This window comes from Dokdonia ponticola, assembly GCF_042653865.1.
In the GTDB taxonomy this organism is placed as follows: Bacteria; Bacteroidota; Bacteroidia; order Flavobacteriales; family Flavobacteriaceae; genus Dokdonia; species Dokdonia ponticola.
Genome location: NZ_JBHSFV010000005.1, coordinates 69,808 through 96,344, shown reverse-complemented (window position 1 = coordinate 96,344; position 26,537 = coordinate 69,808). Strand labels below are relative to the sequence as shown.

Annotated in this window: 23 protein-coding genes; 16 read left to right on the top strand and 7 right to left on the bottom strand. The window is 36.6% G+C overall.

Annotated features, from left to right (window positions below):
- Nucleotides 1–20 precede the first annotated feature (20 nt).
- On the bottom strand, nucleotides 21–866 hold the full coding sequence (locus ACFO3O_RS09745; RefSeq protein WP_379978414.1) for a DUF2911 domain-containing protein: 846 nt from the start codon (nucleotides 864–866) through the stop codon (nucleotides 21–23).
- 134 nt (nucleotides 867–1,000) lie between these two features.
- Between ACFO3O_RS09745 and ACFO3O_RS09740 the strand changes: the two genes are divergently transcribed.
- The 11 genes from ACFO3O_RS09740 to ACFO3O_RS09690 all read left to right on the top strand — a co-directional run bounded on the left by ACFO3O_RS09740 (nucleotide 1,001) and on the right by ACFO3O_RS09690 (nucleotide 13,499).
- Nucleotides 1,001–1,699 (top strand): MIP/aquaporin family protein, encoded by a 699-nt coding sequence (locus ACFO3O_RS09740; protein WP_379978605.1) that lies wholly within the window; start codon nucleotides 1,001–1,003, stop codon nucleotides 1,697–1,699.
- A 296-nt stretch (nucleotides 1,700–1,995) separates the two neighbouring features.
- Nucleotides 1,996–3,108: a Gfo/Idh/MocA family protein gene (locus tag ACFO3O_RS09735; protein ID WP_379978413.1), complete on the top strand. Its 1,113-nt coding sequence runs from the start codon at nucleotides 1,996–1,998 to the stop codon at nucleotides 3,106–3,108.
- A gap of 85 nt (nucleotides 3,109–3,193) precedes the next feature.
- Nucleotides 3,194–3,670, top strand: coding sequence for an SRPBCC family protein (locus tag ACFO3O_RS09730; RefSeq protein ID WP_379978412.1), 477 nt, complete (start codon nucleotides 3,194–3,196; stop codon nucleotides 3,668–3,670).
- 17 nt (nucleotides 3,671–3,687) lie between these two features.
- The gene (locus ACFO3O_RS09725) at nucleotides 3,688–4,386 is read left to right on the top strand and encodes an SDR family NAD(P)-dependent oxidoreductase (protein ID WP_379978411.1); all 699 of its coding nucleotides are present in this window, start codon (nucleotides 3,688–3,690) and stop codon (nucleotides 4,384–4,386) included.
- 335 nt (nucleotides 4,387–4,721) lie between these two features.
- Nucleotides 4,722–6,029, top strand: a complete 1,308-nt coding sequence (locus ACFO3O_RS09720) for a cryptochrome/photolyase family protein (protein ID WP_379978410.1) — start codon at nucleotides 4,722–4,724, stop codon at nucleotides 6,027–6,029.
- 190 nt (nucleotides 6,030–6,219) lie between these two features.
- Nucleotides 6,220–8,100, top strand: coding sequence for a CBS domain-containing protein (locus ACFO3O_RS09715; RefSeq protein ID WP_379978409.1), 1,881 nt, complete (start codon nucleotides 6,220–6,222; stop codon nucleotides 8,098–8,100).
- Nucleotides 8,084–9,295 carry a succinylglutamate desuccinylase/aspartoacylase family protein gene (locus tag ACFO3O_RS09710; RefSeq protein WP_379978408.1) on the top strand — a complete coding sequence of 404 codons (1,212 nt, stop codon included), beginning with the start codon at nucleotides 8,084–8,086 and terminating at the stop codon, nucleotides 9,293–9,295. The genes ACFO3O_RS09715 and ACFO3O_RS09710 overlap by 17 nt, the downstream gene beginning before the upstream one ends.
- A 41-nt stretch (nucleotides 9,296–9,336) precedes the next feature.
- The gene (locus tag ACFO3O_RS09705) at nucleotides 9,337–10,767 is read left to right on the top strand and encodes an amidohydrolase (protein ID WP_379978407.1); all 1,431 of its coding nucleotides are present in this window, start codon (nucleotides 9,337–9,339) and stop codon (nucleotides 10,765–10,767) included.
- 42 nt (nucleotides 10,768–10,809) lie between these two features.
- The gene (locus ACFO3O_RS09700; RefSeq protein ID WP_379978406.1) at nucleotides 10,810–12,531 is read left to right on the top strand and encodes an FG-GAP-like repeat-containing protein; all 1,722 of its coding nucleotides are present in this window, start codon (nucleotides 10,810–10,812) and stop codon (nucleotides 12,529–12,531) included.
- Nucleotides 12,531–13,001: a VOC family protein gene (locus ACFO3O_RS09695; protein ID WP_379978405.1), complete on the top strand. Its 471-nt coding sequence runs from the start codon at nucleotides 12,531–12,533 to the stop codon at nucleotides 12,999–13,001. Before ACFO3O_RS09700 ends, ACFO3O_RS09695 begins: the two co-directional genes overlap by 1 nt.
- A gap of 6 nt (nucleotides 13,002–13,007) precedes the next feature.
- Nucleotides 13,008–13,499 (top strand): hypothetical protein, encoded by a 492-nt coding sequence (locus ACFO3O_RS09690; protein WP_379978404.1) that lies wholly within the window; start codon nucleotides 13,008–13,010, stop codon nucleotides 13,497–13,499.
- A gap of 4 nt (nucleotides 13,500–13,503) precedes the next feature.
- Here ACFO3O_RS09690 and ACFO3O_RS09685 read toward each other — a convergent pair whose 3' ends face one another.
- The 5 genes from ACFO3O_RS09685 to ACFO3O_RS09665 form a co-directional block, all read right to left on the bottom strand.
- Complete coding sequence (locus ACFO3O_RS09685) at nucleotides 13,504–15,258, bottom strand: FG-GAP-like repeat-containing protein (RefSeq protein WP_379978403.1); 1,755 nt, start codon at nucleotides 15,256–15,258, stop codon at nucleotides 13,504–13,506.
- 177 nt (nucleotides 15,259–15,435) lie between these two features.
- Nucleotides 15,436–17,076: an ABC-F family ATP-binding cassette domain-containing protein gene (locus tag ACFO3O_RS09680; RefSeq protein WP_379978402.1), complete on the bottom strand. Its 1,641-nt coding sequence runs from the start codon at nucleotides 17,074–17,076 to the stop codon at nucleotides 15,436–15,438.
- Between the two features lie 61 nt (nucleotides 17,077–17,137).
- Nucleotides 17,138–17,638, bottom strand: coding sequence for an endonuclease V (locus tag ACFO3O_RS09675; RefSeq protein WP_379978401.1), 501 nt, complete (start codon nucleotides 17,636–17,638; stop codon nucleotides 17,138–17,140).
- Between the two features lie 399 nt (nucleotides 17,639–18,037).
- Complete coding sequence (gene murA / locus ACFO3O_RS09670; RefSeq protein ID WP_379978400.1) at nucleotides 18,038–19,351, bottom strand: UDP-N-acetylglucosamine 1-carboxyvinyltransferase; 1,314 nt, start codon at nucleotides 19,349–19,351, stop codon at nucleotides 18,038–18,040.
- A 21-nt stretch (nucleotides 19,352–19,372) separates the two neighbouring features.
- On the bottom strand, nucleotides 19,373–20,017 hold the full coding sequence (locus ACFO3O_RS09665) for a DUF4290 domain-containing protein (protein ID WP_379978399.1): 645 nt from the start codon (nucleotides 20,015–20,017) through the stop codon (nucleotides 19,373–19,375).
- Between the two features lie 788 nt (nucleotides 20,018–20,805).
- On the opposite strand from ACFO3O_RS09665, the gene ACFO3O_RS09660 reads away from it, so the two are divergent.
- Nucleotides 20,806–23,379, top strand: coding sequence for a GmrSD restriction endonuclease domain-containing protein (locus tag ACFO3O_RS09660; RefSeq protein WP_379978398.1), 2,574 nt, complete (start codon nucleotides 20,806–20,808; stop codon nucleotides 23,377–23,379).
- Between the two features lie 84 nt (nucleotides 23,380–23,463).
- Here ACFO3O_RS09660 and ACFO3O_RS09655 read toward each other — a convergent pair whose 3' ends face one another.
- Entirely contained in the window at nucleotides 23,464–23,691 is a 228-nt protein-coding gene (locus ACFO3O_RS09655; protein ID WP_379978397.1) for a hypothetical protein, read from the bottom strand.
- Nucleotides 23,692–23,998: 307 nt separating this feature from the next.
- On the opposite strand from ACFO3O_RS09655, the gene ACFO3O_RS09650 reads away from it, so the two are divergent.
- The 4 genes from ACFO3O_RS09650 (at nucleotide 23,999) to ACFO3O_RS09635 (ending at nucleotide 26,454) form a co-directional block, all read left to right on the top strand.
- Nucleotides 23,999–24,226, top strand: a complete 228-nt coding sequence (locus ACFO3O_RS09650) for a hypothetical protein (protein WP_379978396.1) — start codon at nucleotides 23,999–24,001, stop codon at nucleotides 24,224–24,226.
- Complete coding sequence (locus tag ACFO3O_RS09645) at nucleotides 24,226–25,020, top strand: hypothetical protein (protein WP_379978395.1); 795 nt, start codon at nucleotides 24,226–24,228, stop codon at nucleotides 25,018–25,020. Before ACFO3O_RS09650 ends, ACFO3O_RS09645 begins: the two co-directional genes overlap by 1 nt.
- A 509-nt stretch (nucleotides 25,021–25,529) precedes the next feature.
- Nucleotides 25,530–25,784: an autorepressor SdpR family transcription factor gene (locus ACFO3O_RS09640; protein ID WP_379978394.1), complete on the top strand. Its 255-nt coding sequence runs from the start codon at nucleotides 25,530–25,532 to the stop codon at nucleotides 25,782–25,784.
- A 19-nt stretch (nucleotides 25,785–25,803) separates the two neighbouring features.
- Nucleotides 25,804–26,454: an SdpI family protein gene (locus tag ACFO3O_RS09635; protein ID WP_379978393.1), complete on the top strand. Its 651-nt coding sequence runs from the start codon at nucleotides 25,804–25,806 to the stop codon at nucleotides 26,452–26,454.
- The last annotated feature ends 83 nt before the right edge of the window (nucleotides 26,455–26,537 follow it).

The window sequence follows — 26,537 nt, the reverse complement described above, 5'->3', positions numbered from 1 at the left end:
TTTTTTATAGAGTAAGCAACTTACATCGCTCCCCATTCTTTTAAAGAGTCGGTATTCATCTTTATGTAATCTGCATTACCTGCTTCTTTTGCTCCTGCTAATGATGCTTGAGCTGCTTTGATCGCTCCTTTTTTGTCACCACTTTTTGCAAGGATTAATGACTGCTGACGTAATTGCCAAAAAGCTGGCTTTTCTGTCATAGCCATTGCTTTATCCATGTATTCTTTAGCTTTCTTGATGTCTTTATCACTATCAGCTAGATATACTGCAGCTGCATAATAATCTCCAGCACCTGGTCCAGCCATTACTTTTTCGATTTGTGCAGAAACCATTTTCTCTGTAGGAACTCCAAAAGGAACCGCTACATATACATCTGCCCAAAGGATTCCTAGGTTTGCGCCATTGTTTGTAAGATCGTCAATCGTGATCGTGAATGACTCCACCATCATTGGCATTTTCTGTACAGGTACATTGACCATCGCAGCTACTTTAGCGTCATCCCACTCTCTTGGTGCTCCGCCTCCTTGATACTCTGTATAAAAATATACATCCCAAGAAGCTGCTTCTGGTTTTGTGAAAATAGCGTACGTTCCTGCTTTAAGTTCTTTTCCTCCTACAGTAACAGGCGTAGAAAATGTAATCTTAGTACGTTGGTTTGCTCCTGTTCTCCAGATTTTACCATAAGGCACTAAGTTTCCAAAAATCGTTCTTCCACGCATTGCTGGACGTGAATATTCTAAGCTGACATCGGTCAATCCTACTACTTGCTCCATTTTTGAAAACGGACTTGGTGCAGGCGTGTTAATTTGTGCGTATGATCCTACGGTTAATAGGCTCACAAAAGCAACTAAAAGTAATTTCTTCATGATCATTTAGTTTTAAATGTGTTATCTAATTTTATGTAATGATAGCTCTCATATCTACTTGAATTGTTTACCAAGTTGGATATCCTTACAAAAATACCATTCCCTTGCCTAGTAAACGTTAACAAAATCTTAATATCGTACACTGTATCTTTGTTCAAAATTCAAAATACATGAAGCGATATATCGCCGAGCTTATTGGTACCTTCTCTATGGTTTTTTGTGGCTGTGGAGCTATGACTGTTAATGAGATTACAAATGGAGCTGTCACTCATCCTGGTATTGCTATTACGTGGGGACTCATCGTGATGGGAATGATATATGCTTTTGGAGATATTTCTGGAGCACATTTTAACCCTGCTGTGACGGTTGCTTTTGCTTACGCGAAAAAATTCTCTTGGCGTGAAGTACCTAAATATATCGTAGCACAAGTCCTAGGAGCTACATTAGCAGCAGCAATCCTCTGGTTTTTATTCCCCGAAAGTGAATTTCTAGGAAGTACCGTCCCTTCATTTGAACACTATAAAGCCTTTGTATTAGAGATCTTACTCACCTTTTTCTTAATGCTTGTGATTATTAATGTCTCTACGGGCTCAAAAGAAATAGGCGTCATCGCCGGAATCGCTATCGGTGGAATTGTCCTCTTAGAAGCGATGTTTGCAGGCCCTATGACCAATGCGTCTATGAATCCAGCACGTTCTATCGGCCCCGCCATTTTCTCGGGACAGTGGGAACCTATGTGGTTATATGTCACCGCCCCGTTTATCGGAGCTATCCTCGCTGTGATGAGTTGCAAACTAGTAAAGGATGATCAATGTTGCGATGATGTTTGTTGATTGCTGATTTTTAAAAAGAAGTAAGGTGATTGTGTGATTTTACAACGTAACGTAGTGAAGTTTTAAAATAGCGTTGCATTGAGCCTGCCGAAATGTACCGAAATTACCGCTTACTATTCAAGTAATTTTACTCAAATAGAAACTCGATACAAATCAGTTGCATTTTTCTCCTTTCCCTTTCCTTTGATAAAGAATGCAATTTACAGACAAGATACATGAGCGTAGAGAACACAGTATGGATTTTCGCTTTAAGCGAAAAAAAGCTACCTTTCTATTCACTTCTTAAAAATTGAGTTATGAATAGGAGAACCTTTAACACCCAACTATCCAAAGCCGTTGGTGGTGTAGCCTTACTAAGTAATATCCCACTAGCATGTGCTTTTGAAAACTCAGAAAATAAAAAAAGCCTTGGCATTGCCTTGGTGGGGCTTGGTACGTATAGCACCTACGAATTGGCGCCTTCACTTCTAGAAACTAAGCACTGTCATCTTGCAGGGATTGTGACAGGAACTCCAGAAAAAGAAAAAATTTGGGCAGAGAAATATAACATCCCAAAAGAGAATATATACAACTACGAAACCTTTGATACGATTGTCAACAATGATGCAATAGATATTGTCTACGTCGTTCTTCCCAACGCCATGCATGCCGATTTTTGTATCCGAGCGGCGAAAGCTGGAAAGCATGTGATCTGTGAAAAACCCATGGCAGTCAGCGTTGCTGAATGTCAGGCGATTATTGACGCTTGCGCGAAAGCAAATGTAAAATTAAGCGTTGGGTATCGATTACACTCCGAACCCCATACGCAAGAAATCCAGCGGATGGTCCGTGAGAAAACATTTGGAAACGTACAATACATAGCTACAGGAGCGGGCTACCCATCACATGGAAACCCAAATCCTAACCAATGGCGTCTCAACAAAGCCTTATCTGGTGGAGGCGCACTGATGAATATGGGGGTGTATGCCATACAAGGTGCTATTTATGGAACTGGCGAACTCCCGATCTCAGTAACTGCGCAGGAATTTAGCACCAAACCCGAATATTTTAAAGACACGGACGAGACCATTACTGCTCAATTTGAATTTCCAAGTGGTGCGATGGGTTCTATATTTACATCACACAATGCCAAAGCAGATCGATTGTATGCTTCTTGTGATAAAGGATGGTATGAACTAGATGTGGCTTTTTCTTACGGTCCCTTGCACGGACGTACCTCCAACGGAAACGAAATTTCATTTCCTCACAAAAGACAGCAAGCGCTACAAATGGATGACTTTGCGTTGCATATCACTCAAGGAACCCCTAATAAAGTGCCTGGAAGTATGGGACTTAGAGATCTTAAAATAGTAGAAGCCATCTATCAATCAATTAAAGAAGGGGGGCGCAAAATAGCTTTAGATGTATAACATTACTAAATTTTAGATTTTGTTTAACCAAATATCTTTTATTCTTAAACAAAATAGCAATACTTTTATCATCTTAAAGTAGACTATGAAAATATACACCTTTCACGCCAAACAAAATTTACCCATCACTTTAGATGAGGCTTGGCAATTACTTTCTGATCCAAAAAATCTAAAAACCATTACTCCAGATTATATGGGTTTTGAAATTCTTTCTGGAGCAGATAGACCCATGTATCCCGGACAGATCATTCAATATATAGTAACACCGGTTTTAGGGATTAAAACTAAATGGGTGACAGAAATCACACACGTACAGGATCACACCTATTTTGTAGATGAGCAACGTTTTGGTCCTTATGCACTTTGGCATCATAAACATTTTATCAAAGAAATTCCAGGTGGTGTAGAAATGGAGGATATTGTGGACTACAAGGTGCCTCTTGGAATTTTAGGTCAGCTTGTACATCCCGTACTTGTAAAGCCAAAACTCAATGAGATTTTTGAATACAGAAAAAAGAAATTAGTAGAATTATACGGTGAATACAAAGCACCCATATCATAAATTATAACACAAAAAACATGGCAAAAAATATACTCTTAATAGGCGGTAGTCACGGAATTGGTTTTGAAATTGCTACAAAACTACATACTAAACATACACTTTATGTCGCATCAAGAACCAATGAAAACATAGGAAATCTAGATGTAAATTACATTAAGTATGACGCAGAAAAAGACGAATTAGATTTAAACGATTTACCCGATCATCTAGATGGTTTTGTGTATTGCCCAGGCACCATCAATTTAAAGCCTTTCAAAATGCTTTCTACAGATACCTTTAGGGATGATATGGAACTTAATTTTTTAAGTATGGTAAAAATCCTACATCAAGTTATGGAGCTTCTTAAAAAATCAGATCAGGCAAGTCTTGTCTTTTTTAGCACCGTAGCCGTAAAAGTTGGAATGCCTTTTCATACAAGCGTTGCTGCTGCAAAAGGCGCCATTGAAGGTTTCGCTAAAGCATTAGCTGCAGAGTATGCCCCAAAAATACGCGTAAACGTAGTTGCACCATCACTTACGGATACGCCGCTAGCGAAACGTCTTTTAAGCAATGACAAGAAAAAAGAGATGATGGATGCTAGACACCCTCTCAAACGTGTTGGGACCGCAGATGATATCGCAAATGTAGCTGCTTTTTTACTCAGTGATGAGAGTAGCTGGATCACAGGTCAGGTGATAGGCGTAGATGGCGGGATGAGCACCTTGAATGTTAATTAACGTTGAGTACGCTTCCAAGGTGTATAATTATAAATAAATTTATGGAGTATACGCTTTCGCGAAAGCATATAAAAAATAAAAACTCCGCTCTCTAGTAATATCACGATGTTTAAGCCACAACAAGTGTCACGCCAAGCTGGTCGAAATGACATATGAAGACACGAAAGCGTATATTACAGATGAGAGCATGAGATTTTTACTTAGAAAGTAAGGAATCTCAATTTTAAAAATAATGAGATTTCCACTTAGAAAGTAAGGAGTCTCCATCTTAAAACCATGAGATTTCCGTCGGAATTTACGCTGAGCGTAGTCGAAGTGCGGAAATGACAGTATATATGAAGAAAGTAACTATTTTTTGGTTTAGACGTGACTTGCGTTGGTATGATAATGTAGGATTGTATGAAGCATTGCAAGGAGAGTTCCCTGTGCTCCCTATTTTTATTTTTGACAAGGATATTCTAGATAAGCTTCCAGAAGACGACGCAAGGGTGACATTTATTTTTGGGACGTTACAAGAAATGCGTAATGAGGTGCAAGATAAACACAGTAGCTCATTAGCGATGTATCATGACACTCCTGAGCGTGTATTTAAGCATCTCATAGAGGAATATGATGTAGCGTCAGTCTATACAAACCATGACTATGAGCCTTATGCAAGAGAGAGAGATGAGAAAATTGCGTCACTTTTGAAGAAAAAGGATATTGCCTTTAATACCTTTAAAGATCAGGTAATATTTGAAAAAGATGAGGTGGTTAAAAATGGCGGAGATCCGTATGTGGTGTATACCCCTTACAAAAACAAATGGAAAGAACATTTTGATGCTGATAAAGATCTTACCGTTCATTATTCACACAGGACCTTGCAAAATCTTATAGAGCATACACGACTTCCCAATGTTACATTGAGTGATATGGGCTTTAAAAAGTCTTCTATTAAAGTTCCAGATTATACAGTAACAGCGCATCTTATTGAAAATTATGAAGACACGCGTAATTTTCCAGCAAAAAAACATGGCACTTCCAGACTAGGTCCACATCTTCGGTTTGGTACGGTAAGCATTCGTAAAATGGTAAGAAAAGCCATCGCAGAAAAGAATGAAGTGTTTTGGAGCGAACTCATATGGAGAGAGTTTTTTATGCAAATTCTTTGGCATTTCCCACATACGAAAGACAAAGCATTCAGATCAAAATACGATCGTATTGAATGGCGCAATAACGAAGATGAATTTAAAAAATGGTGTGAAGGAAATACAGGATATGCCTTTGTAGATGCAGGAATGCGTGAACTTAACAATACAGGTTTTATGCATAATCGCGTGCGAATGCTTGTCGCTAGTTTTTTATGCAAACACCTATTGATCGACTGGCGATGGGGAGAGGCATATTTCGCTGAAAAGCTATTAGACTATGACATGAGTGCCAACGTTGGTAACTGGCAATGGGCGGCGGGTTCTGGCGTAGATGCCGCTCCGTATTTTAGAATCTTTAATCCCATGACACAGATTGATAAGTTTGACAAACAGAAAGAATACATCAACAAGTGGATTCCCGAACTTGGAGATTCCTCTTATCCAGATAAAATGGTCGATCATAAAGAAGCACGAGAACGTTGTTTAAAAGTGTATAAAGAAGCCGTAGGATAACGTACCTATTTTGTCTGCCTCTTTTTGTATTGTATCCTAACCTATTAGAAAGTGGTATCCACGTATACGATGGTCCCTACGTAAACAAACTTTATTTAAAAATGATTTTTATCAAAAACTAGTCATTCTCTTTTTGTTAATTTAGTGGGCAAGGCTTTTCAGCCTTAAAAAACACTTCATATCAATTAATATGGGAGATCATAAAGTAAATGTAAAGACTGATAATCGTGCGAAAATTGATTTTTTGAGTCATTTGATGGACGACATTAAAAGTCTTGAATATATGTTTAAAGAAGGTATGATAGAAGACGATATCATACGCATTGGAGCTGAACAAGAATTTTGTCTTGTCAATAAAGAGTGGCGGCCAGATACAAATTCACTAAAAGTTCTTGAAGAAATTAATGACCCACATTTTACAACAGAGTTAGCTCGTTACAATTTAGAAATTAATTTAGATCCTATTCAGCTTTCTGGTGATGCTTTCGCGAAAGTGGAACATCAGATCAGATCACTTTTAGAAAAAGCAAAAGTAGTCGCCAACAAAAATGATAGTAAGATTATACTTACGGGTATACTTCCCAGTATTTCAAAGCATGAGTTGGGGATAGAGTACATGACTCCTTTTGATCGCTACTACGCTTTAAATGAGTTGTTCAAAGAAGCAAGAGGTGGAGAATTCAAATTACATCTTCTAGGAGTTGATGAACTATCTATATTGCATAATTCAGTCATGTTTGAAGCGTGTAATACCAGTTTTCAAATGCATTTGCAAATTGACCCAAAAGATTTTATGTCCAGTTATAATTGGGCGCAAGCAATTGCAGGTCCTGTGCTAGGTGCCTGTGTAAACTCACCTATGTTATTAGGAAAAGAGCTTTGGAGTGAGACTCGCATCGCTTTGTTTCAACAGAGTATTGATACACGTGCAGTATCAATGGCTCAAACAGAACAAGAATCTAGAGTCTCTTTTGGACATGATTGGATGAGAGGTAGTATTGTTGACTACTACAAAAATGAAATGTCTCATTTTAAGACCTTACTTACTAAAGAGATTGAGAAAAGCTCTTTGGAAGAATTGAAAGAAGGTAAAATTCCTAAACTAAGCGCGCTTAATTTGCTTAACGGAACCATCTACAGATGGAACCGACCTTGTTATGGGGTCGGAAATGGGAAACCTCATATTAGAATTGAAAACCGATATATTCCATCGGGTCCTACAGTACTAGACGAAATGGCAAATTTTGCCTTTTGGATTGGACTCATGAGAGGTAGGCCTACAGCATTTGATGATCTTCCAAGAATTATGGATTTTAGAGACGTAAGATCCAACTTCATACGAGCAGCTCGAACAGGTTGTGAGTCTGTGATGAACTGGATGGGCAAACCCATACCGATAGACGAATTAATACTCGACGAACTTTTGCCTATTTCTAGAAAAGGCTTAGAAAAAATGGAAATTGACCCAAAAGATATCAATCGATATTTGAATGTCATCAAAGCAAGAGTTCAGAAACAAACAGGATCACGTTGGATGATTCGAAATTATCGAAATATCAAAGAAAAACTAAAACCTAATGATGCTTTAATGGCGCTTACCGAAGCCATGCATCACCATCAATCTTCTGAAAACCCTGTGAGCGAATGGCCAGTACTACACGACTTTACGTCTTTTACCTCTACAGCAAGCAAAGTTGGGCATATTATGACTACAGATTTGGTGACCGCTTGCGAGACGGATTTGGCAATTTTGACCTTGAAATTCATGAAGTGGAATCATATCCATCACTTGCCTGTTGTTGACAATAAGCAGACCCTCGTTGGATTAATTACTTCACAACATTTAAAAAAATATTGGGATCAGGTACACGATACTGATCATTTATCAAGCGCTCGAGAAATCATGGTCAAAGAGGTGATTACTGTTAAAACTACGACCCCGATTAAAGAAGCCATACAACTCATGAGAAAACACGAAATAGGTTGCCTACCTGTATTAGAAGACACGCAATTGGTTGGGATTATTACTATTAAAGATATAGCCCATTTAGAGGATGTCGAAAATTTATAGTAAAGCACTGAATGAAAGCATTAACGTTCATCGAATTATCGGACGCGTTGATGGTGAAAAACAAGGCCCTTGCCTGCTTTTTTTTGGAGGGATTCACGGAAATGAACCTTCTGGAGTCTTTGCGCTACATCAGGTAATTCAAGAGTTAGAAACTAAAAAAGAAGCACTCTCTGGGTCCTGCATCGCGATCAGTGGAAACCTTTGGGCACTTGAAAGAGGAGTACGGTACCAAGAAGCTGATCTAAATCGATTATGGACATCAGCCACTGTAGACGCGATAAAAAAAGGAGACTTTATACCAAAAAACGAAGATGAAAAAGAACAAATTGCTATTTTCAACACACTACAGGATATTTTGACTTCCGAAACAGGCCCTTTTTATTTTTTTGACCTTCATACCACCTCTAGTCATACGATTCCATTTATCACCGTAAATGATAGCCTATTAAACAGAGCCTTTACAAATCAATATCCGATTCCGCTTATTCTAGGCATTGAAGAATACCTCAACGGTCCACTTTTAAGTTACATTAATGAATTAGGATACGTTTCTTTTGGTTTTGAAGCGGGACAACACGACGAACTCAGTGCTATAGAAAATCATAAAATATTTATCTATTTATCACTCGTTTTTTCTGGAGCTTTAGATCAAAGTGTTATAGCATACAAAGAATACCTCAAAAAATGGTCTTTATTACAACCTCAACATCAAGCATTTTATGAAATCTACCATCGGTTTCAACTAAAGAAAAAGGATGATTTCACCATGAAACCTGGTTTTTCAAATTTTCAATCAGTGCAAAGAAATACAGCACTAGCAACGCTTAATGGAAAAACGGTGTATGCTAAAAAGAAAGCTATCATTTTTATGCCTTTGTATCAAAATCAAGGCGATGACGGCTATTTCTTAATCCGGAAAATACCTCCCTTCTTTTTATGGCTTTCAAAATTTGTTCGTAAGTACGCGATAGATCGCCTCTTTGTGTTTCTCCCTGGCATCAGATGGGCTTCAGATAAAAAAGAAACGATGATTGTAGATCTTCGTATTGCAAAATTCATCTCCAAACAACTCTTTCACCTTTTTGGATACCGAAGTAAACAGATAGATAAGAATCACCTACTGATAAAAAATAGAGAGTACCAGTCAAGAAAACAAGAATACGCTAATGAAAACTGGTACAAGAAATACTCCTAGCTTTTCCTTATCTTAGAGGCCACCATTAACTCAAGCTTCTTATGAAACACTTTTATCTTATCGCATGTGCGCTTCTCATCACCTTTGGAGCCACCGCACAAAAACTATCGAAAAACAAAAAAGCCATCATTGCTTCTGTCGAGAAACACGAGCAAGCGCTTATTGAAATTTCAAATAATATCTGGGCACTTGCCGAAACGGCTTTTGAAGAAACCCAATCTAGTAAAATCCTAGCAGATTATGCCGAAAAACAAGGCTTTACGGTAGAAAGAGGGGTGGCAGGAATGCCAACTGCCTTTGTCGCTACCTACGGATCGGGAAGCCCTGTTATTAGTGTTTTAGGAGAATTTGATGCCTTACCAGGAATCTCTCAAAAAGCACAACCTACTAAAGAAGCCCTGAATGAAGGTGCCGCTGGACATGGGTGTGGTCATAATCTTTTTGGCGCAGGAAGCCTTGGTGCGGCAATCGCCATCAAAGAACTGATCGAAGCCGGAAAAATAAAAGGAACGGTTAAATTCATGGGAACCCCATCAGAAGAGAAATTCTTCGGTAAAATATGGATGGTTCGCGAAGGTATTTGGGACGGTGTAGACGCCAATGTCTCTTGGCATCCATCGGCAGCGACAAAGGCAGATGTACAAAGTTCACTAGCGCTTGTGGATTTTAAAATCGAATTTTACGGTCAAGCTGCACACGCCAGCGCCGATCCATGGAACGGACGTAGTGCTTCTGATGCTTTAGAATTATACACCACAGGAATCAATTACTACAGAGAGCACGTAAAACCAACCGTACGCATGCATTACCACATCCAAGATGGTGGGCAAGTCGTCAATGTTGTACCCGATTACGCACGTTTATGGATGCGTGTACGTGATACCAAACGTGAAGGTATGATGCCCGTTTATGAACGTGTTCAAAAAATGGCAGAAGGTGCAGCCATCATGGCAAATGTAGATTATAAAGTCTCTTTAATTTCAGGAATTTATGAAGTGCTTGTTAATAGAGCGGGTGGAGAAGCCATGCAGAAAAACTTAGAATTATTAGGTCCCATTACCTACACTCCCGAAGAAGAAGCTTTTGGTAAAAAAATCCAAGAAGTGACTGGAAAACCACAAGTGGGAATGGACAGCAAGATCAATCCGTTGGAAGAGACGAGAGAGCACCCAGGGGGTGGAAGCACCGATGTAGGAGATGTTAGTTGGAATGTTCCTAATATCAATTTAGGCGTGACCACCGCACCTAAAGATACGCCTTGGCATTCTTGGGCGGTTGTTGCTTGTGGCGGAATGTCTATTGGCCATAAAGGAATGACATATGCAAGCAAGGCCATGGCGATGACCATGTTGGACCTGTTTGAAGACCCTACTCTTTTACAAAACGTAAAAGACGAGTATAAAGAGCGTAAAGGCGATACCGTCTACGAAGCGATTGTCCCAGATGGACCACCACCTATCAGTGGGAATTAAAAACAATTAACACAAAACTACACACAAATAAATCCTATAGTTATGAATAAAAAATTATGTTCCCTAGCAGCGATGCTTCTGGTGTTCGCTTTCGCGAAAGCGCAAGTAACCTTCACAGATGCTACCAATCTATTAGTAAATCAAAGCCTTTCTAGCGGAGTCGCCATGGCGGTAACCGATATGAATAATGACAAACTTGATGACATCATTCGAATAGATAATGGGGTGAATCTGCAAATAGAATACCAACAACCCGATGGAAGTTTTGAACGACTCATTATCGGAAATGTGGCAAATCCTTGGGGGATGTCTATTGCCGACGTGGATGAAAACGGATTTAATGATATTATCTTAGGCGGTGCTTATGATGGAGTTCGTAGGATAATTGCCAATGATGAGGGTACTAGCTTTTCCTTAGAACTATTAGACGGTCCAAATATCTTTGTGCAAAACACCAATTTTGCAGATATTAATAATGATGGCGCCATTGATTTTTTTGCATGTCATGATGATGGGGTTTCTTCTCCGTATAGGAATGATGGTAGTGGAGAATTTACCTATGACCTCAACTTGATTAATGCGGTGAGCGCAGGAGATTCTGATAATTCTGGAAATTATGGATCTATCTGGACCGATTATGATAATGATGGGGATTTAGATCTTTTTATCTCCAAATGTAGACTACAAGCTGCTGGAAACCCTGATGATCCGCGTCGCTTAAATGTATTATACCAAAATGATGGATCAAATAATTTTACAGAAGTAGCTGAAGAAGCCGGTTTACGACCAAGAAGACAGACATGGTCTACCAATTTTGAAGATATTGATAATGATGGAGATTTTGATGCCGTGATGGTCAATCACGATTTACCAAGTCAGATTTTTGAAAATAATGGGGATGGTACATTTACAGACATTAGCTCAAGTTCAGGAGTCGCTGGTATCTTAAGTTCGATGGGACTCGGGATTCAAGTGATGATGGAAGATTTTAATAATGATACGTTTATTGATATCATCTTAACGTCTACAAATCAAAATCACCAACTGTTATTAAATGACGGTGACAATACATTTACAGTCGTTTCAAATCCGTTTCCTGCAAGTAATGATGAGATTCAAAGTGCCGCTGTGGGAGATCTAAATAATGATGGTTTTATTGATGTGATTGCTGGATATGCGACTGGATTTAACAACTCATCTAACATTGACGATCAAGTATTTTTAAACGATGGAAACAACAATAATTGGACAAGAATACATCTAGATGGTGTTGAGAGTAATGTAAATGGAATCGGAGCTCGTGTAGAAATACAAGGCGCTTGGGGATCACAGGTGCGTGAAGTACGTGCAGGTGAAAGTTATGGAACTCAAAACGCGCTTGCTTCTCATTTTGGATTAGGTACTGCCACCGAAATAGAAACGATTATTGTTAGCTGGCCTTCTGGTATTGTAGATACCATTGAGAATCCAGAGATCAATACAAATCTTAGGGTGATAGAAGGACAAGGATTATTAAGTGTAGATGACATTGCCAGTACAGAGGCATTTACCGTATTTCCTAACCCAGCTTCTACGCAAATCAACTTCACATTGAATCCTACGGAGACAGTAACAACCATTTATGTATATGATCTATTAGGAAGACAAGTCCTTTCCCAACAAACGCAACCTAGCGGAACACAATCTGTAGATATATCAAAATTAAACACAGGGGTTTACTTTGTATCTGTAGGAACAACCGTTCAAAAATTTATTAAAAAATAATGAAAAAACTATCTATTTTCATCTTGCTCATCAGTGCTATCTTCAGTTCTTATGGGCAAGATAAAAACCCAGACATGAAATTCTCCATAGACCATTACGCCATTAATGTTACCAATTTACAACGCAGTGTTGATTATTATCAAAATGTTTTTGGGATCAAAGAAATATATAATGGTACACAGCTCGAACATATCAAATGGTTTCGGTTGGGAGAACGTCAAGAACTTCATATTATTAGTGTAGAGGATCTCAAATTAGACATTCCTAAAGGAGTGCATCTCGCACTGACTACTGCAAATTTGTCTGTATTTATAGATCACTTAAATCGTTTGGAGATTTCTTATTATGATTGGCCTGGAGAAAAAAGTGCCGTCTCCATACGACCTGACCGTGTGGAACAAATCTATATTCAAGATCCTGATGGCTATTGGATTGAAATAAACGATGGTGAAAAACGATTTCAAGAGTAATATACAATGACTGAACAACGAGTAGCTACAAATTTCAAATCTTTTTTAAGAACGCTTACAGTTATTCATTTTGCGATGATAGGTGGTCTTATTATGATGACCGTAGTTTTTATGACTTCTAATAAATTAGGCTCATTATCATTTACACAAGAGCCTTTTGAATTTTTGATCCCTGCATTACTCATAGGCGGTATTTTTATAGGAAAATTTATAGCTAAAGTGATACTCACCAAAGAGATTCAAAATAAGGTCTTACGGCAGAAATTAGGTATCTATCAAACCGCACATATTGTTCGTGTTGCTCCTATTGAGGGCATTGGTTTTTTCGCAGCAATCACCTACTCGACTACAAACAATCTATTTTTCTTACTTATTGCAGGAATCGCTATACTTATTATGTTTACACTTATCCCAACCAAAGAAAAAATTGAAAATGCAATACCTATAAGCGCCGAGGATCAAGTGTATTTACGAAATCCTGAAAAGAATTTTGAATAACTATTTATTTGATAATCAATTTCAAAGACTCAATGTTATTTTGAGTGACTACTTTCAAAACATAAAAACCAGGAGACAATCCTTGTACATTAAATTGTGAAGAAACTCCGTTTATCGAAGAGTGTAACACTTCTTTTCCTGTAGTATCATATAAAGTAAGAGCTGCTTCCATTGGATTTTTGCTTTTTAAGAAAAATGTCCCGTCAGAGTTGACTGGATTAGGAAATAAGACAAAATCATTTGCAATCGGTGGTTCTTCAATATTGAGCGCTTGTCCCTCAACAATGGTTAACGACAGATTTACATCTATATCTTCATAAAAATCTACTTGACCACTTAACCAAGTAACTTCTATAAAATCGATGGTGGTAGCGTCACCAAGTCCAAAAAACTCATACGCACTATTTTGTCCTAAAAAACCTTCACCACAAAGCGTGTAATGATATTGTTCTTGACCCCCTGCACTGATACGGATCCAAGAACCTATTCCCATGCGGTTACTTTCTGTTCCTTCCAGTTTCACTTTTAACCAGTTATTATCTTGTGGAGTTTCATTTTTCCAAACATAAATTTCTTCAAATCCACTATTCATAACGATAATTTCTGGGTACCCGTCATTATCTACATCACCTATAGCGTTAGAATAACTTGTCCCGTTGTCTCCCTCAAATCCGGCAGTCTCAGGAATTAAAAAAGTATTATCGCTCTGATTTTCATAAAAAGCGGCTTCCAAAAAATCACTCTGATCGCTAATATTTCCACTAACATATAAGTCATGATGTGTATCATTATCTGCATCTAGAAAAACGGCTCCCCAGCCTACACTGTCAAATCGAGTTCCGTTTTCTCCTGCAACGTTTGTAAAAGTGCCATCCCCATTATTACGCAAAAATGCATTCCCTTCAACACCATTTTCAGGTTCAGGTTCTGGTGGATAAAAATTGGTTACATAAATATCTAACCATCCATCATTGTTATAATCATCTATGGTCGTAGACATAGCCCCCATGTATAAGTCGGCTCCTGTTGCTACTCCCACACTTTCAAAAGTACCGTCACCATTGTTTCTGTACAGTAGATTAGGCGTAAAAAATTTATCATTAGCTACATAAATATCCTGAAAACCATCTTTGTCGTAATCGAAAAAAGCGCTACAAAAAGATAAAAAGCCTGTAAGATCTAGCCCCGCTTCTTCAGTAACATCTGTAAACGTTCCGTCGCCATTATTTTTGTATAAAAAATTAGCCGTTACCTGATTAGGATCTCTTACACTCAAGAATACATCCAGAAAACTATCATTATTATAATCACCCCAAGAAGCTCCAAAGAATTGTAACGTAGTTTGTGGGATTCCGCTACTTGAACTCACATCAGTATACACCCCGTCACCATCATTACGATACAGACGGCACTTACTATTATCATTTGCTGAGAAAAAATCGGCATCTCCATCATTATCATAATCAACCCAAATCACTTGTTTAGCGCGTGCCCCACCATTGGATATATCTAAATCATCTTCTACAAAAAAGCCTCCTTCATTTCTTAGAAATTTGTGATTATTATCAAAGGAAGAAGCCAGTGTAATATCATCTAGACCATCGCCATTGTAATCATAAAAAGAGATTCCTGCTCCTAAAACATTGCCCTCGTACACAATATCTGCCCCCATTGCTGAAGATTGGTTTTCAAAAAAAACTTGTCCGTAAGAAATACAACCAAAGAGTAGGCTGCTAGAAAAGAGTATTAGTTTCTTCATGTCTTAGATTTAAAGAAGGGAAGTTACTAAATTATCCTTGAAATAAGAACAGGCTTATTATCAACAAAGCTACACCTGGCAGACCTATAACCACAACAAACGTATTTGCAACAGATTACATAGGTTTCATGCAAAAGTGATCTTCTTAAATTATCATAAGCATATGTTTTGCAAGGATTATTTCCCTATCAAATCCATTTCTTTTAAGTTTTCGATACGATTACGTTTTAGGAAATCATCAATGGTTTCAAAATGCTCAATCACGCGTTTTTCTTTAAACTCAAATACTTTTTTGGATAATCCTTGTAAAAAGGCACGGTCGTGAGAAACGAGTATTAAAGTACCATCAAAACTCTCTAAGGCTTCTTTCAGCACATCTTTGGATTTGATATCTAGGTGGTTGGTGGGTTCATCAAGAATGAGAAGGTTTACGGGCTCTAGTAATAATTTCACCATCGCTAAGCGTGTTTTTTCTCCTCCTGACAAGACGCTGACTTTCTTATCAATATCATCGCCTGCAAACATAAATCGCCCTAGAATATTTTTGATTTGTGTGCGGACATCGCCTTTGGCAACCTCATCAACCGTTTGGAAAACGGTCAAATCAGGATCTAGCAAAGCCGCTTGATTTTGGGCGAAGTAGCCTACTTTGACATTATGACCTAGTTCGCAGCTTCCCTCATACTCGATTTCTCCCATAATGGCTTTGATCATAGTGGATTTCCCTTCTCCGTTTCGACCCACGAAGGAGACCTTTTCGCCTCGAGCGATAGACATATTGGCATCTTTAAAAACCACATGATCATCATACACTTTGGTCAATCCTTCTACTTTCACAGGATAATCTCCCGAACGCATGGCTGGGGGAAAACGTAACTTTAATGCAGCCGTTTCAATCTCATCAATCTCAATGATTTGAAGCTTTTCTAACATACGCTCACGAGAAGACACTTGATTGGTTTTGGAATACGTTCCCTTAAAGCGTTCTATAAACGCCCTATTATCGGCAATAAATTTTTGTTGTTCTTGATAGGCTTTTATTTGATGTGAACGACGATCTGCGCGAAGTTCTAAGTAATGTGAATAGTTGGCTTTGTAATCATAAATCCGTCCCATCGTGACTTCGATGGTGCGGTTGGTGATGTTGTCAATAAACGTTTTATCGTGAGAGATTACGATCACAGCTTTTGCTTTATTCACTAAGAAATCCTCAAGCCAAATCACCGATTCGATATCTACGTGGTTGGTGGGCTCATCCAATAAAATAAGATCAGGTTTTTGAAGTAAAATTTTAGCCAACTCAATCCGCATACGCCATCCGCCACTAAATTCGCTAGTGGGTCTTGTAAAATCAGTTCGTTTAAATCCTAATCCGCGGAGTGCTTTTTCGACCTCTTCTTCATAATTGGTATCTTCAATAGCATAAAACTTCTCTCCGAGGTCTGATACTTGGGTAATAATATCCATATACGCATCCGACTCGTAATCGGTGCGGGTTTCTAGTTCGGTATTTAAGCGATCCATCTCCGCTTTCATTTCAAAAACATGCGCAAAAGCTTTAGAAGCTTCTTCCATGACGGTGCAATCATCATCGGTGAGTAAATGCTGTGGCAAGTAGGCAATCACCGCATCTTTAGGGTAGCGCACATTTCCTTTGGTTGCTTTTTGAACTCCTGCAATGATTTTCATCATCGTCGATTTTCCAGCACCATTCTTCCCCATTAGCGCAATTTTATCATGCTCATTAATCGAAAAAGACACATTACTAAACAAGGTATCGCCACTAAATTCTACGGCTAAATTATCTACTGCAATCATGGATGTATTTTAGGTGTATTTTAAGGGTGCAAAAATAGGGAAAAGCTTTCTTAGATGAGTATCACTCCCTCCCCAAACGATCGACTTCTTTCAACAATGTAGGAAACCGATATTCCCCATGCATTTCTTGGATATGAGCAGCCGCTTGCTGTAGATTCATTCCTTTCGCCGTGATGTATAATGGTTTTTGGCTATCACCCCTAAGTATAGGGATTTTCAAGGTTTTGATCTTTGCGAAGTTGTTTTTAGCCACACCAATCACAGGAATCTTTTGATCTAAGGCTTCGTACAAATATCCGCCTAATCCTAACGAACCTTCATCATCTAATACGACAAATCCGTCGACGATAATCGCGTCAATCTTAGTAAGATCCATTTGTTTCAATAGGCTTAAAATACACGGAAGTTCCCGTTTGTAAAACGATCCAGATTCGTAGGGTTGAATGCCTTCTAGCGTTTCTTCGTAGACATGAGAAGGAAATTCATCCGTCCAATGTTCAAATTGAATGGCAACGGTTTTTGCTTTATCTTCAAAGTAATGGGTGTCAAAAGCGAGGATCATGGGATTGTAGTACAAGGATTAACTTAGAAAAGTATTTTTTTTTATATGCTTCCGCGAAAAGTGTGCTCATTTTAATTCATATAAAAACTCACTCAGCTTTAACACACCCCTTACTCCCCTCTCTAGAGGGGAAACCAGACCTTCACTTCATATCCGCGAAGGCGGATATCTAAAAAATCAAAAACCAACAATCTCCAATCTCTTCCTTCAGTGTTCGGTCTTCATTATTCAAAAATAGAGTAACACTCTAAATTAGAGTAGTACTCTATTTTAAGTCTATACTCTATACTCTATGCTCTATGCTCTATATTCTATATTCTATACTCTATACTCTATGCTCTATCCTCTATACTCTATACTCTATACTCTATACTCTATATTCTTTTATCTTTTAAAGTACTACGCCGTTCGAATAATCTTGGCTCCGATGGCACGAAGGCGCTCATCTATGTTTTCATACCCACGATCAATTTGCTCGATATTGTGAATGACAGACGTCCCTTTGGCACTCAAAGCAGCGATAAGCAAGGAAATTCCGGCGCGTATGTCTGGAGACACCATTGTGGTAGCTTTAAGCGTTGACTTAAAGTTATGTCCAATAATGGTAGCACGATGCGGATCACACAAAATAATTTTGGCGCCCATATCGATCAGTTTATCGGTAAAGAACAAACGGCTTTCAAACATCTTTTGATGTACCATCACTTCGCCTTTAGCTTGGGTAGCAACCACTAGGACAATACTTAATAAATCAGGTGTAAATCCTGGCCACGGAGCATCGGCAATGGTCATAAAAGAACCATCAATATAGCTTTCTATTTGGTAGCCATTGGTATGCGCAGGAATGTAAATATCATCCCCTTTACGCTCAAGCGTTATGCCTAGTTTTCTAAACGTATTTGGAATCACACCCAAGTCGTCCCAGCTCACATTTTTTATAGTGATTTCGCTTTTGGTCATGGCAGCAAGTCCGATCCACGAACCAATCTCAATCATATCGGGTAAAATACGGTGCTCACAACCGCCTAAAGCTTCTACACCTTCTATATGAAGCATATTAGAGCCTACGCCCGTAATTTTGGCGCCCATACGATTCAACATCTTACAAAGCTGTTGTAAATACGGCTCGCAAGCAGCATTATAAATCGTTGTTTTGCCTTTGGCAAGTACCGCGGCCATCACAATATTTGCAGTTCCTGTCACCGATGCTTCATCTAGAAGCATGTAGGTTCCTGTAAGTCCGTTAGGCGCTTCTACACCATAAAAACGCTCTTCTTTATTGTATCTAAACGCCGCACCAAGTTTAATAAAACCTTCAAAGTGCGTATCTAATCTACGACGACCAATTTTGTCTCCTCCTGGACGTGGAATGTATCCTTTTCCAAAACGAGCTAATAAAGGACCTACTATCATAATAGAACCACGCAGGCCACTCCCCTCTTCTTTAAAAAGTTCGCTCTCTAAGTATTCTAATTTTAGCTCATCGCTTTTAAAGCTATAGGCTCCTTTTCCTAATTTTTGAGTTTTCACTCCTAAATTTCCTAGGATATGGATGAGTTTATTGACATCTAAGATATCTGGGATATTGGTGATTGTGACTTTTTCAGAGGTCAGTAAAACGGCACATAAGATTTGTAGTGCTTCGTTTTTAGCTCCTTGTGGTTGGATTTCACCTTTTAATTGATGACCTCCTTCTATTTGAAATGTACCCATGTAGTGTGTAAAAAAAGGGAGTTAGTATCGTTTTTTACGAGTGTAATTACTTTTTGATTTCTTAATCGGATGATCAGATGCCTTTGCTTTTTTGGTCGCTCTGATGAGTTTTTCAGAATCGCGTAATGTCTCTTCCTTTTCGCGAAGGTTAATTTGTCCTTGGCTCAACTCAAAAAGATGGTCAAAAATCACATCATCATCTACGGTATCTTTGTTCCAGTTAAGGAAACATTTTTTCATGTGTATCGCAATGGTGTACTCAAGGGCTTCGCGCATATCGCCTTCTTCCCATTTTACAGCAACATCAATCATACGTTTGATGTTATTTCCGTAAAATCGGTATTTAGGAAAATTTTGAGGATATTCTAAAGGTTCAGGGCGTTCGGCAAGTTCTTCTCTAGAAGGCTTACCAAAAGGAGAATCTACATCTAGTGCAAAATCAGACATAATAAATAACTGGTCCCAAAGTTTGTGCTGAAAATCAGGTACGTCTCTTAAATGCGGTTGTAAATTACCCATTACTGCAATAATAGCTTTGGCAACTTTATTACGCTCTTCGCGGTCTTCTATAGCGATGGCTTGATCTACCATTTTCTGAATATGGCGTCCATATTCTGGAATGATCAAATGATCTCTCTCTGTGTTGTATTCTAATTGATCTATCAATTGTAAAAAATTAAGTGAAGTTTGTTTACATTACGTAAACTGTTGCAAAATACTAAAAATTGTGCAAACTCTTGTTTATTTTTACTCAATGAAAATAAAAGGGGATCATTATATATTCTCTGCACAATTACAATTTTATTAATAGTCCTTAATATATTTTTAGAATATATAACTACAAAGGAATTGGTAAAACATATAACAGTAAGCCTTATTGTTTCGTTTTTTGCAGCTTATGGTCTCATTTGCAAGGAAGTACATTTTTTAAAGAAATTTATATATTTAAATTGTTTATGCTTATTACCAGCAAATTTGGAGCCCATCATTCATTTAATTTCCGATACAGTATAGGTATTCTAATGAGTGTATCATTTTACACGCTTTCGCGAAAGCGAACTCATTACTTTTTAAAAGGTATGCAATATTGACACCCCCCTTAGTCCCCTCTTTCTAGATGGGAAACGCTTCTCTTTTTTATATTTTCTTCGCTCCTACCTGCCGGCAAGGGAGGTTCGCGAAAAAATATATAGTACCATTTTAGACGTGTTTACGTGTTTCCGTACGGTTTTGTGTTTGAGAGTGGGTACATTTCGTTCCAATTACAAACGTTATACATATTTGAAGTCGTTTGTAAACGGTAGAAGCAGTTTAAAATCAAACAAAGCACCTAAATAACAGCAAACTACAGTCCTATTATTTAAAAATTCAATTACATTTGAGAAAAAATAGCCTTCTATCAAATTAGGATAGAGGTAATGATATATACTAGTTAGGCATAATTAAAACAAACTATGGAGAACAAAGAACAACTTTTTGAGAAAATATTCAAACAGCATTTAAAAATTGAAACTTATTCTCAATCGATTGATAGTTTATATAGTCCTCGACTTAAAAACAGAATTGATTATAAACCGTACTATCAAAGAAATTATGTTTGGGATAATAATAAAGCCACATACTTCATCGAAAGTATTTTAATTGGAACAGAAGTTCCGCCTTTAATTTTCTTTGATAATAATAAAAATATTGAAATAATTGATGGAAGACAGAGGTTCGAGACTATCCTTAGGTTTATGGATAATCAATTTTCATTAAGCACAAAAGGCTTAAAAATATTAAGACAATTAGGAAAAAAAACATTTAGTGAATTAGCAAAAACTGATAACGAAATTTTAGACAACTTTCTTGATGCAAAAATTAGGATAATAAACTTCACTCTTGTCAATGAACCACCTTTAGACGACTATTTAGCTGATAGAGTAAAAAAAGAAATTTTTTCAAGGTATAATACTGGTATAACACCTCTAAAGAAATCAGAAGTTGATAATGCAAAATATGACGAAGATGAACTTTCAAATGAATTTAAGGATATCTTAAATAATGACTTAGCATTACGGAAAAAAATATATAATACCTTTTTTAAACCAACAAAAAATAAAAAAGACAATCCACCGGTTGAGGATATTATGTCATTTATAAGAAGATTTTTAATTCTTCCAATGTACCCAATAAAGTCCTATGCTAGTGGTGGTGGGAGAACTGAGATTTTGACTTTACTTTATGAAGTGTTTTCAAATAACACTGACGATTGCAAATTAGTTATTTCAGATTTTCTAAAAAAATTAGATTACATTTCAAAAATTAAAGAATATTCTGAAAACAATCATTTAAAAAATAATAGACTTGCTCTAGAAACAATTCTTTGGGGTTTAGGTGTTTTAGACCAGGAGAATATTAGTATTAATTTTGACAACGACTTTATAGTAAAAGCTTCAAATTATATTAATGAACATATATCAGAATACTCAACAGAAGATTATCAATTCAATAAAATAGTTTTAGCAAGATTTAATGCTACAACAAATTTTTTAAGTCAATTTTCCAAAAAAAATCTTGACATTTATATTGTTGCAGATTCAGATAAGAAAGAAGAGCTTAAAGAACTTAGAAAGCCTAAAGACACAACAACGGCATTGTCTGAATTAGAAAGTTTAAGGTTAAATAAACCAGAGCCTTCTAGAAATTCGATTGATGATATTGTAAGAACAATGCAACGTAGAAGATTCCTTGTAAGACCATCTTATCAAAGGCAAGAAGTCATTAATCCAACAAAAGCTTCTTCAATAATAGAGAGTATATTATTAGATATTAAACTTCCACCAATATTTGTATTTAAGAGAAATGATGGTATAAATGAAGTAATTGATGGACAGCAAAGACTTTTAACTATTTTAGGTTTTATTGGCGAAAAATATTTGAGTGAAAATGACGAATTAACAGTTTCTAAAAACCATAGCTTCTACCTTAGAAAACTTAGGATTTTAAAAGAATTAGATGGTAGTAAATTCTCAGACCTTACAGATGAACAACAAGGGAAAATTCTTGATTTTCAATTGTACATTATAGAGATAGACGAAAACCAAAACCCTCATTTTGACCCAATTGATTTATTTATAAGACTAAATGACAAACCATATCCAATTAGAGTAAACTCATTTGAGATGTGGAACAGTTGGGTTGATAACTCAATAATTGATGAAATTAAAAAATTAACTTCTGACTTAAAACCTTGGTTTTATTTAAAACAACTATCCAGAAAATCAGATAGAGATAGAATGGAAAGTGAAGAACTATTAACTTCCTTAATTTATTTGGACTATTCATTGAATCATTCAAATTCTTATAAAGGTTTAGATATCTTTCAAAAAACTGACCGTATAAATGCTAGAATCGGTAATAAAGCAACAATTACTTCAGTCTTTCAAGAAGTAAGCGAAAATGATGATGCTAAAAAAAATTACTTTAAATCAGTTAAAAATATTAAATCTTTTGTCAAAAAGGTGAAATTCGTTCTTATTGATAGAGATGTGGATGTTGAAATACAAGAATTTCTTAAAGCTGAATTAGATACTCTTTTTAAAGCTAATAAAGAAAATAAGTTCTTTAGACGAACAATGCAAGACTTCTATATTTTATGGTTTGTCTTAAACGATATTAATTTTGAAATGGTCAAACATCATAGAATTAATTTGAAAAATGAAATTATTGACATTTTCTCTTATATGAAAGACATTCCACTAGAAAATCAAGAAAAGAATAATGGCTTTGAAGTTTTCAGCAAAATGATTTCAGACTTAAAGGATAAATATAAAAAGCAGGAGAGAAAATTAAAATTAACCGAAAAAGAAAAAAGAGAATTTATAAAAGAACAAAATAATATTAGTCCTTTTTCTGGTGCACCTGTTTTTGTTGGAGATGATATTGAAGTTGACCATATTGACTCATTAGCAACAGGTGGAGATGATGAAAAAAATAATCTTCAGATATTGCATAAAGACGAGAATAGAGAAAAAAGTGCAAAATAACTATTGCCAACAATGGTAACCGTTGCACAAGTACATAATTCTGATAAAAACGACTCACTATAAGCCTCGCTACCGAGGCTTTTTTTACGCCATCTCGTATTCAGTCCTGGTTTTAAAAACGTTTATATCAACCCAAAATCGTTTATCAAAAGTGATTTTATAAAACACAGACAAAATCCCCATTCCTACCCCACTTTTCACTTTTTTTTGAGTGAATTTGAGATACTTCTTCAGATGATACGCCATGGCTGAGAGGGGCATGACTTTATTGGCTTGTTGGATACCTATGGTATTGATCTTCTTAAGCCCCATAAACTACGTTAGGGTTCCAAAAACAGGTTCGACTCTACTCTGACGTTTGTAATTCATACAATGACCTTTTTCTAGGGAAGCTTACAGTATAACACCAAAAATAAATTTGCATCTAGCTAATAATAAACCAATTCAAAATTTTACGTATACTTGCAAATGAACTTCATTCGCCATACACATAGAACGTTGTGCGTAATAAAAACACCCGTTTCCTCTGAAAAAATAACTGCAACGTTAAATAAAAAAGAGATAAAAAACATTTCGGAGCGAAAATTGTAGTACATTTAAAATATATTATTAAATTAATATGAACAGAAAAAAAGAACATATAGACAAAAGGGTTATTACCCTCAGACATTCTGACTCAGCTCTAACAAGTAAAAGAGTTAGTATCATTATTAGTAGTCCAAAAGATTCTGTCAAATTAGCTAGAGCTGTTCGTGCAATACGAAATACTGGTAAAACTTCATTTAAATTGTCTGCTGAAACAGAAAAAAAAATAGAATTGGCAACTAAGAAACTAGAAAACGCTTAGTGAGTATAGCTTTATCTACATTAGTTTTATTCTTTTTATTAGTACCTGGCATTTTATTTAGAAGATTTTACTATTCTGAAGAATTTTCAAAAGAATATTTTAAGGAAACATTTTTTGGAGTTTTTATATCAACTATTTTACCGAGTTTATTCTTTCACTTTGTATGGTACTTTATAGTTAAAATATTCGGGCAACAAGTAGACCTTTTTGTTTTGGGCGATATAGTTTCGCAACAACCTTCAAGTATATCTTTTCAAAATTTACAAGATAATTCCGTAAAAATACTGTTTTATAATCTCACAATGTTTATTGTCGCTGGAGCAGGTGGCTATTGGCTCAAAAAGATTGTTAGAAAGGAAAAGTGGGATAGGTTATATAAGTTTTTCAGATTTCAAAATTCTTGGCATTACATTTTAAAAGGAGAGTTTTTTGACTTTCCGAGAGCAGAGATAACATTAGATGAGGATACAGTTGAGGATATAGAACTTGTTTTTGTAGATGCAATAATAGAAATCAATGGATTTTCATATTTGTATGATGGAATTTTAGTTGACTATGAACTTAATGGAAACAATGGACTTGAGACCATTAGTTTAACCAATGCGCAAAGACGAAAACTAAATGACGATAGTGTTATAAGTAAAAAAGGCAAGAAAAAGGATAACTCAAAAAAATATTATCCTATAGATGGCCATATAATTGTGTTGAAATATTGTGAATTAAAAAATCTCAATTTCACTTATTTAACTTTAGATAATGATGGTGATTCTTTTACGCCAAGACTGGTCGAATAAAACACTACGCACAACAACGGTAACCGTTGCACAAGTCCATAATTCTGATAAAAATGACGCATTATAAGCCTCGCTACCGAGGCTTTTTTTACGCCATCTCGTATTAAGTCCTGGTTTTAAAAACGTTTATATCAACCCAAAATCGCTTATCACAAGTGATTTTGTAAAATCCAGATAAAAGTCTCTTTCCTACCCCACTTTTTACGCGTTTTTGAGTGAATTTGAGATATTTCTTCAAATGATACGCCATGGCGAAAGGTGCATTACTTTTATTCGCTTGTTGGATACTTATCGTATTAATCTTTCTAAAGTGTTAAGGTGCCAAAAACAGGCTCAACCGTACTTTAACACTGTAATTTTAGTGTCTTGCAGGTAGGAGCAGAAACCCAATAACCAAAAGCTCTCACAGCGGTTATCACAACGCCCCGAATCAAATTTTTACTTAAAAATGTAACAAATAGTTGAATGTTACGTCTATTAATTAGATATTTGTCTAAATACTTAATTACGTGAATAAACTATTTAAAGCACTCAATGATGAAACCCGACGAGAGATTCTCCAACTCTTAAAAGAAAAGGATCTGACCGCCGGAGAGATTGCCGAATCTTTTGATATTTCAAAACCCAGTATCTCACATCATCTTGATTTATTAAAACAAGCCAATCTCGTAAGCAGTGTAAAAAAAGGGCAATATGTCACATATAGTCTTAACACCACGATTTTGGAAGAAGTCATGCAATGGATTATACACTTAAAAAACTAACCAATTAAAGACTATGATTATGAATGTACGTAAAGAAATTCCGCTGCTTGTTATTGTTATCTTACCGTTCCTTTATTTAGGATATTTGTATGCCGATTTACCTGAAACCGTGCCTACGCACTGGAATTTACAAGGAGAAATAGACGGTTGGGGATCAAAAAATATGCTTTGGATTATTCCGTTTGCCACTGGATTTTTAGGATATGTATTATTGAGTCTTGTTCCTAAAATTGACCCTAAAGGGCAAATCAAACAAATGGGAGCTAAGTTTTACCAGCTTAAGTTTATCACAGTGTTATTTTTAACCACATTAGGATTATATATTTTGTACGCATCACAGCAACAATCCATGTCAAGCCCTAAAATCCTCTTTATCTTATTAGGGGTGTTTTTTACTGCTTTAGGAAATTATTTACCCTCCGTAAAGCCCAATTATTTTGTAGGATTGCGTACACCTTGGACGTTAGAAAATACGACCGTGTGGAAAAAAACGCATCGTCTTGCAGGAAAATTATGGGTTGGTGGCGGATTGTTGATTATCGTATCCACCCTTTTACTCGCACAATCCCAAAACTTTATTGTATTTTTTGTGATCACCGCCATTATTACGATTATACCGCTTGTATATTCATACATCTGGTATAAACAGGAGAAGGTGAAGGTGGGTTAGAAAATCAGAGACAAATTTGATTCTGCTAAAATATGTTCTTTAGTGGTGGCCTGTGTAAAACCACTCTTTTCAGCTTTTGTAAA